Source organism: Caldanaerovirga acetigignens (assembly GCF_900142995.1).
Classification (GTDB): Bacteria; Bacillota; Thermosediminibacteria; order Thermosediminibacterales; family Thermosediminibacteraceae; genus Fervidicola; species Fervidicola acetigignens.
In genome coordinates this window covers 65,219-71,796 of record NZ_FRCR01000011.1, presented here as the reverse complement: position 1 = coordinate 71,796, position 6,578 = coordinate 65,219, and the positions used below count along the sequence as shown (strand labels likewise).

The window sequence follows — 6,578 nt, the reverse complement described above, 5'->3', positions numbered from 1 at the left end:
GGGAATTTCATTCTCATGCACGCAATGGGGCCTAATGTGGCAGGTGTAATAGGTTCTGCAATAGCTGCGGGAGTGCTGCTTTCGCTATATGGGGGATAATAGCAAAAATGCAAAAAACTGCGAGGGATGATTTTATGAGTGAAAAAAGAAAAATAGGGATAACCGACACTATTTTGCGGGATGCCCATCAATCCCTTATAGCAACCCGAATGAAAACTGAGGAAATGCTTCCAATCGCAGAGAAACTCGACGAAGTAGGATTTCATTCTTTAGAAGTATGGGGTGGGGCAACTTTCGACAGTTGCATACGCTACCTAAGCGAAGACCCCTGGATAAGGCTCAGAATTCTCAAAGAAAAAATCAAAAAGACACCTCTTCAGATGCTATTAAGAGGTCAAAACCTGCTGGGATACCGCCATTATCCCGATGACGTGGTAGAACTATTCGTCAAGAAATCTGTAGAAAACGGGATAGACATAATAAGGATATTTGATGCGCTAAACGATATAAGGAACATGAAAAAATCCATAGAAGTTGCGAAAAAAAGCGGTGCTCACGTACAGGGGACGGTTGTTTACACAATAAGTCCTGTACACAACAATAAATATTTCGTTTCCTTAGCCAAAGATTTAGTTGAATTAGGTATAGACTCCTTGTGCATAAAAGACATGGCAGGATTACTTTCGCCATACACCGCCTTTGACCTTGTGACAAAATTAAAGGAGCAGATTTCCGTTCCTATTCAGATACACAGCCACTATACGAGCGGAATGGCTTCGATGACTTATCTAAAAGCGATAGAAGCCGGGGCAGATGTGATAGACACCGCCATGTCGCCTTTTGCGATGGGCACTTCTCAGCCGGCGACGGAGACGATGGTAGCGGTTTTAAAAGGAACTCCTTACGATACGGACCTGGATATGGAATTATTATCTGAAATAGCCGAGCACTTCAAAAAAGTACGTTCGAACTACAAAATAGACAGCGTCATTACAATGGTAGACACGGCAGTTTTAAACTACCAGATTCCGGGCGGCATGCTGTCGAATCTTACAAGCCAACTGAAGGACCAAAACGCCCTCAACAAATTACCCGAAGTTTTAAAGGAAGTTCCGCGGGTGCGGGAGGATTTGGGTTACCCGCCTTTAGTTACGCCTACCAGCCAAATTGTAGGAACTCAGGCGGTAATAAATGTTATAACCGGCGAAAGATATAAAGTAGTCATAAATGAAGTAAAAAATTACGTAAGGGGACTTTATGGTAAGCCACCTGCGCCAATTAATCCGGAAATAAAGAAAAAGATTATTGGAGACGAAGAAATGATAGAATGTCGCCCTGCGGACCTTTTAGAACCGGAGCTGGAAAAAGCATACAAAGAAGCAGGATATTATTTGGAAAAAGAAGAAGATGTGCTCACCTACGCATTATTCCCGCAGATAGCCATCAAATTCTTCCAAGAGAGGCAGGCGAAAAAATATCAGTTTGATCACAATCTAGTAGGTGAAAATAAATTTAAATACTATCCAGTTTAAAAACCTACGTTGCGAGATTGAAGACTGTCGACAAAATAGTTGCTGACAGTCTTTTTTGTTAATTCTTTTCGTCCGCCAGGGTATGTCCCGGAGGAGCTATCCGCGGGGAAGCTAAAAAACCCCACGTCATTGATCACGATAAATGCATAAAATGTGGTTCCTGCCAGGAGATCTGCCGTTTCAATGTCATCATCCTGAAATAGGGCTTTTTTCAGTGACATCCTCCCCCTAATGAATTAGGAGCATCCCATCGTGGGACGGGCACAAGCCACAGGTTAGCCAGCATTCTCCGGTCTACCCGGATCATTACCTTGGCCTTAAGGGGTGTCACGCTCCCCTTTCTCCCGGGGTCATGCCCCGAGAGCATCGAGCACTCTCGCAGCTATTTTTAATGCCTACACCTTGTCCGCATGTATTTAAACCAGCCTTGGGTCTTCCGGTTTTACCGGGAAGCATTCCCGCACTTCGGAGACGCGGGAAAGCCAGCCCGCCTGCTGAAGTGCAACCCTCCTTACTGCCCACCGTTCCTTGCGCCACCTCACCTTTCGGCCGTCAAAGAAGATATTGTTAGACAGCATCTCCATGGACCTTTGTCGACAGGAAGCTCCTGCCAGGTCCTGGAGCCTTTTTGCATGGTATTTAGAAGTGGCAATGGGCACTGCTATCTGGCTCCTACCGGAGAGACAGGGAACTTGATGACCCATGTGCCTGATGGCAGCTGATGTATTGAATAGAATCAAATTTGGGCAGGCTGGATTTCTTGCCCTTCTTTATGTGGGAAAGGTATGAGCGTCTGGCGGACAATGCTTTGAGCATGGCATACTGGAGGGTGCCGCGGTTGAGTTCAAAAAGTTCACACGCCTTACCGGAGAAAAAATAGCAAGCCGCCATTCATCTCCCGATTAAAATCGGGGGCATTCTAGCTGGAGTTTTGTAAAAGAAAAAAGAAAAAGTTTTTCGGAACGTACCAACTTAAAACCTCCGGAAGGAGGTTTTTTGAATTTTTTTTATACCACTGATATTATACATAAAGTAGAACTTCGCGACAAAGGTGATCTTTCTATGAACAGAAAATCATACATTATTTTTGAGATCTTGTTTTTATGGATAGCTACTTTTTTGTTAGGTATATATATTTTTGAAGCAAGAAACAGCAAAAAAGTTTTTGAAGGAATATATATAGGGCAAGTATACGTAGGGGGACTCACCGAAGCAAAAGCAAGAGAAAAATTGGCAAATTTTGTTAATACGCGCCTAAGGGACCCTCTTATTCTGCAATCTTCGGATAAAACCTGGAATATTATTCCAGAAGAATTGGTGGAAGTACAAATTGAAAAAACCGTACATGAAGCAATTTCTGCAGGAAAGAGTAAGAACTTTCTATTTAGATTTTTCAACCGAGTAAAATTCAGTTTTAATCCTAAAAAAATTGAGCTTGCAATTAAAATAAAAGATGAGCCTTTTCAAAAAATACTCGAGATAATCTCTGGAGAAATAGCTTGTGAGCCTAAAAACGCTGAGTTCAAAATAATAGATGGAATAATTATAATCGAAAAAGAAAAAGAGGGTATAAAAGTCGATGAAGAAAATCTAAAACAAGAAATCCTCAAAATTGTATGGAGCGAAAAAAGAAAAATATCCGTCCCAGTAATCGCTATTAAACCTGGAATAACCCAAGAAACTCTTTTTAAGATGAATATAAAAGAAGAAATCGCCAGCTTTTCAACAAAATTCGACAAAACGCAAGCCGGGAGAAGTACTAATATAAGACTGGCAGCGGAAAAGCTAAAAAATCACATAATACCCCCGGGAGAAATTTTTTCCTTTAACAATGTAGTAGGGAAGCGGACGATTGAAGAAGGATATAAAGAAGCTCCAATTTTTTTAAATAATAAAGTTTCTGCCGGTATAGGAGGGGGCGTATGTCAGCTTTCTACTACCCTTTATAATCTTGCTTTACTTGCAGATCTTGAAATCATAGAAAGGTCAAACCATTCTTTGCCAGTAAGTTATGTCCCCCTAGGCAGGGATGCAACGGTAAATTACGGAGTTATCGACTTAAAATTCAAAAACTCAACGGGGGGATATTTGCTTCTTTACACCGAAATTAAAGGTGACACACTTACGATGAAATTCTATGGTAGTAAAAAAAGTGATAAAAAAATAAATATAGTTTCAGAGGTTGTAAAAAGAATTCCGCCCCCTGTCAACATAAAAGAAGATTACAGTTTAGAAAAAGGGAAAATACACATCAACGAGGGAAAACCAGGCTATCAGGTTAGAGTTTGGAAAATTACTACTTATGATGACGGCAGGCAGGAAAAAAAGCTGGTATCAACGGATATATACAATCCCACCACCACCATCCTTTATGTAGGTAAAAAAGAACCGCAGACACAAACCCACCTAGTGGAAAGTCAAAAATCATAACTATAAAACAAAAATCAACTAAACTAATCTCTGACCCCCAAAAGGGGTCTTCTTGTTTAGAAAAATGGTGGAGCGTGAGGGGGCAGTAATCCCCCTCAATTCATTGAGGGGATACACGGATCCACATCGCTCCGGTATTTACAGCCGTTGCGCGGTATGTTACCATAGCGGTACATCGAAGCTCAAAAGACAGAGGGAGATAAGGAGGCAATTGAGTGCCTCTAATCACACTCAAAGCCCAAATCCGTGCAGACAAGCTGTTCTGAAGGATGCCATGTTCTGTGCCACCAAGGTCTACAACGGCCTACTGTGGCATCTTAGGAAAGAGTACAAAGAAACTCTAAAGTCTTAAAGTCTAAATAAAGTCTAAATTATGTTATAATAACAAATAGACGAGCGGAGGTCGTAAAATTATGGAAAACTTTGCAAATAAAATAGTTTCCATTTTCGGTGGCAGGGAAATTGATTTACCCCAAAATATTAAAATATTAATGGATTTAAAAAAAGAATACGGTATAGAGGAAATTTACTATAGCGAGCTGATAAAAAGGATACACAGAAAAGACGAACAGTCATTAAAACTAAGGGAGTTTATAAAAATCAAGGTGTGCGAACTGCTTTACGAATGCAGAGAATGTCCGCTTCACCTTGCCGATTGCCATACTCAAAAGGTGCCGGGTGAAGGTGAATGGAATTCCCCTTTGATGCTGATAGGAGAAGCTCCTGGTTTTGAAGAAGATAGATTGGGTAGACCTTTTGTAGGGAGGGCAGGTGAATTACTGACGGTAATTCTAAACAAGCTCAACATAGACCGCAAAAAAGTTTACATAACTAATGTAGTAAAATGTCGCCCTCCTAAAAATAGAACGCCTCTTGCCAGCGAAGTAAAAGCTTGCTCAAAAATTTTAGAACTAGAACTTGAATTTATTTCACCGAAGGTTATAATAACCCTTGGATCGGTACCTCTCAATTATTTCAAGCCTAAAAGCAGTATTGTACAAAGCAGGGGACAGTGGATTTATGAAAGAGGTTTTTGGATTATGCCAACCTTTCATCCCGCATACATTCTAAGACAGGGAGGAGAAACTCTAAAAAGGGTAAAGTGGCAAGTGTGGCACGATTTTACTAGGGCGATAGCAAAAGTAAAGGAATTAAATGGCGATTATAAATTCAATTAAACTTTTTCACTAAACGGAGCTTTATTGTTTTATCTGAACAAAATGGCTATAATATTAAAGGCTAAAGTTACGTTAATTTTGGAGGGATAAACATGCTCAAATACCATATATTGACATGGGGCTGCCAAATGAATCTTCATGACACGGAAGTTATTTCAGGAGTACTCCAAAAAATTGGATATTGCCCGGTTGATAATCTCAAAGAAGCGGATATAATTATCCTCAATACCTGCTGTGTAAGAGAAAACGCCGAAAAAAAAGTATACGGCAGGCTTGGACATTTAAAACAATTTAAACAGAGAAATCCTAATTTAATAATCGGAATATGCGGATGCATGGTTCAACAGCCTCATGTAGTTGAATATATAACGGAACATTTCCCCTACGTTGATTTAATATTCGGGATACACAATGTACACAAACTGCCCCAGTTAATAGAAAACGCCAGGCTAGCCAATATGACCGTAATTGAAACGAGTGGAGACTATTCTGCGGTAGAGGAGAATTTACCGATAGAGCGGGAAGATAAAGTAAAGGCGTGGGTCACTATAACTTACGGGTGCAACAACTTCTGCACATATTGCATCGTCCCCTACGTAAGAGGTAGAGAAAAAAGCAGGAAACCTCAAGATATAATTAAAGAAGTGGAAGAATTGGCAAAACAGGGTTTTAAAGAAATTAATTTGTTGGGTCAGAATGTAAATTCTTACGGCAAAGATCTAAGTGGGGAGGTTAAATTTCCGGCTCTTTTGAGGCGTTTGAACGAAATCGACGGAATCGAAAGGATTAGGTTCACCACTTCTCATCCAAAAGACCTTTCCGACGAACTCATCGAAGCCATGAAGGACTGCGAAAAAGTATGCGAGCATATTCACTTGCCGGTACAGGCAGGGAGCAATAAGGTACTCGAAGCAATGAATAGAAGATATACAAGAGAACACTATATGAAATTAGTAGAAAAATTAAGAAATGCTATACCAGAAATTGCAATTTCCACTGATATAATAGTTGGTTTTCCCGGGGAAACAGAAGAAGATTTTCAAGACACGTTGGACCTTGTAAAAAGAGTTGAATTTGACCAAGCTTTCATGTTTGCTTACTCCAAGCGAAAAGGTACACCGGCTGCCGAAATGGAAAATCAGGTGGACGAAGAAGTGAAAAAGGACCGGTTGAATCGACTAATGAAACTTCAGGATTCTATCAGCGCCAAAAAGAATAAATTACTTAAAAATCAAATAGTTGAATTGCTCGTTGAAGGTATAAGCCGAAACAATCCCCATAGACTGACAGGAAGGACTAGGACAAACAAGGTGGTTAATTTTGAAGGCCCCGAGGAATATATTGGGAAAATAGTAAAAGTAAAAATAACAGAACCACACACGTGGTCGTTAATAGGAAAATTGTTAAAGTAGTTCCTTAAGGAGGGTTTTAAATTTTT

The 6,578-nt window shown here is 40.3% G+C and carries 7 protein-coding genes; 5 read left to right on the top strand and 2 right to left on the bottom strand.

The window, feature by feature from the left end; translation table 11 throughout:
* Positions 1 to 99 (top strand): sodium ion-translocating decarboxylase subunit beta (locus BUB66_RS09240; RefSeq protein WP_143156259.1); only part of this gene is annotated, 99 nt, incomplete at its 5' end.
* Between the two features lie 35 nt (positions 100 to 134).
* Positions 135 to 1,532: an oxaloacetate decarboxylase subunit alpha gene (locus BUB66_RS09235; protein ID WP_073257830.1), complete on the top strand. Its 1,398-nt coding sequence runs from the start codon at positions 135 to 137 to the stop codon at positions 1,530 to 1,532.
* Here the strand turns inward: BUB66_RS09235 and BUB66_RS12740 are convergent.
* Positions 1,529 to 1,753, bottom strand: a complete 225-nt coding sequence (locus tag BUB66_RS12740) for a hypothetical protein (RefSeq protein ID WP_425291878.1) — start codon at positions 1,751 to 1,753, stop codon at positions 1,529 to 1,531. The genes BUB66_RS09235 and BUB66_RS12740 overlap by 4 nt on opposite strands.
* Positions 1,754 to 1,948: 195 nt before the next feature.
* Entirely contained in the window at positions 1,949 to 2,272 is a 324-nt protein-coding gene (locus BUB66_RS12240; protein ID WP_198409425.1) for a hypothetical protein, read from the bottom strand.
* A 256-nt stretch (positions 2,273 to 2,528) separates the two neighbouring features.
* Here BUB66_RS12240 and BUB66_RS09220 point away from each other — a divergent pair, with 256 nt between their 5' ends.
* From BUB66_RS09220 to miaB, 3 genes are all read left to right on the top strand, one after another.
* Entirely contained in the window at positions 2,529 to 3,962 is a 1,434-nt protein-coding gene (locus tag BUB66_RS09220) for a VanW family protein (protein ID WP_084098963.1), read from the top strand.
* A gap of 413 nt (positions 3,963 to 4,375) precedes the next feature.
* The gene (locus tag BUB66_RS09210) at positions 4,376 to 5,140 is read left to right on the top strand and encodes a uracil-DNA glycosylase (RefSeq protein ID WP_084098961.1); all 765 of its coding nucleotides are present in this window, start codon (positions 4,376 to 4,378) and stop codon (positions 5,138 to 5,140) included.
* A gap of 92 nt (positions 5,141 to 5,232) precedes the next feature.
* Positions 5,233 to 6,552, top strand: a complete 1,320-nt coding sequence (gene miaB / locus BUB66_RS09205; protein ID WP_073257815.1) for a tRNA (N6-isopentenyl adenosine(37)-C2)-methylthiotransferase MiaB — start codon at positions 5,233 to 5,235, stop codon at positions 6,550 to 6,552.
* Positions 6,553 to 6,578 lie beyond the last annotated feature (26 nt).

Bases quoted from the DNA above. Each gene is read 5' to 3' on its own strand.
- BUB66_RS09235 (WP_073257830.1), top strand. From the start codon at position 135: ATGAGTGAAAAAAGAAAAATAGGGATAACCGACACTATTTTGCGGGAT.
- miaB (WP_073257815.1), top strand. From the start codon at position 5,233: ATGCTCAAATACCATATATTGACATGGGGCTGCCAAATGAATCTTCAT.
- BUB66_RS09210 (WP_084098961.1), top strand. From the start codon at position 4,376: ATGGAAAACTTTGCAAATAAAATAGTTTCCATTTTCGGTGGCAGGGAA.
- BUB66_RS12740 (WP_425291878.1), bottom strand. From the start codon at position 1,753: ATGTCACTGAAAAAAGCCCTATTTCAGGATGATGACATTGAAACGGCA.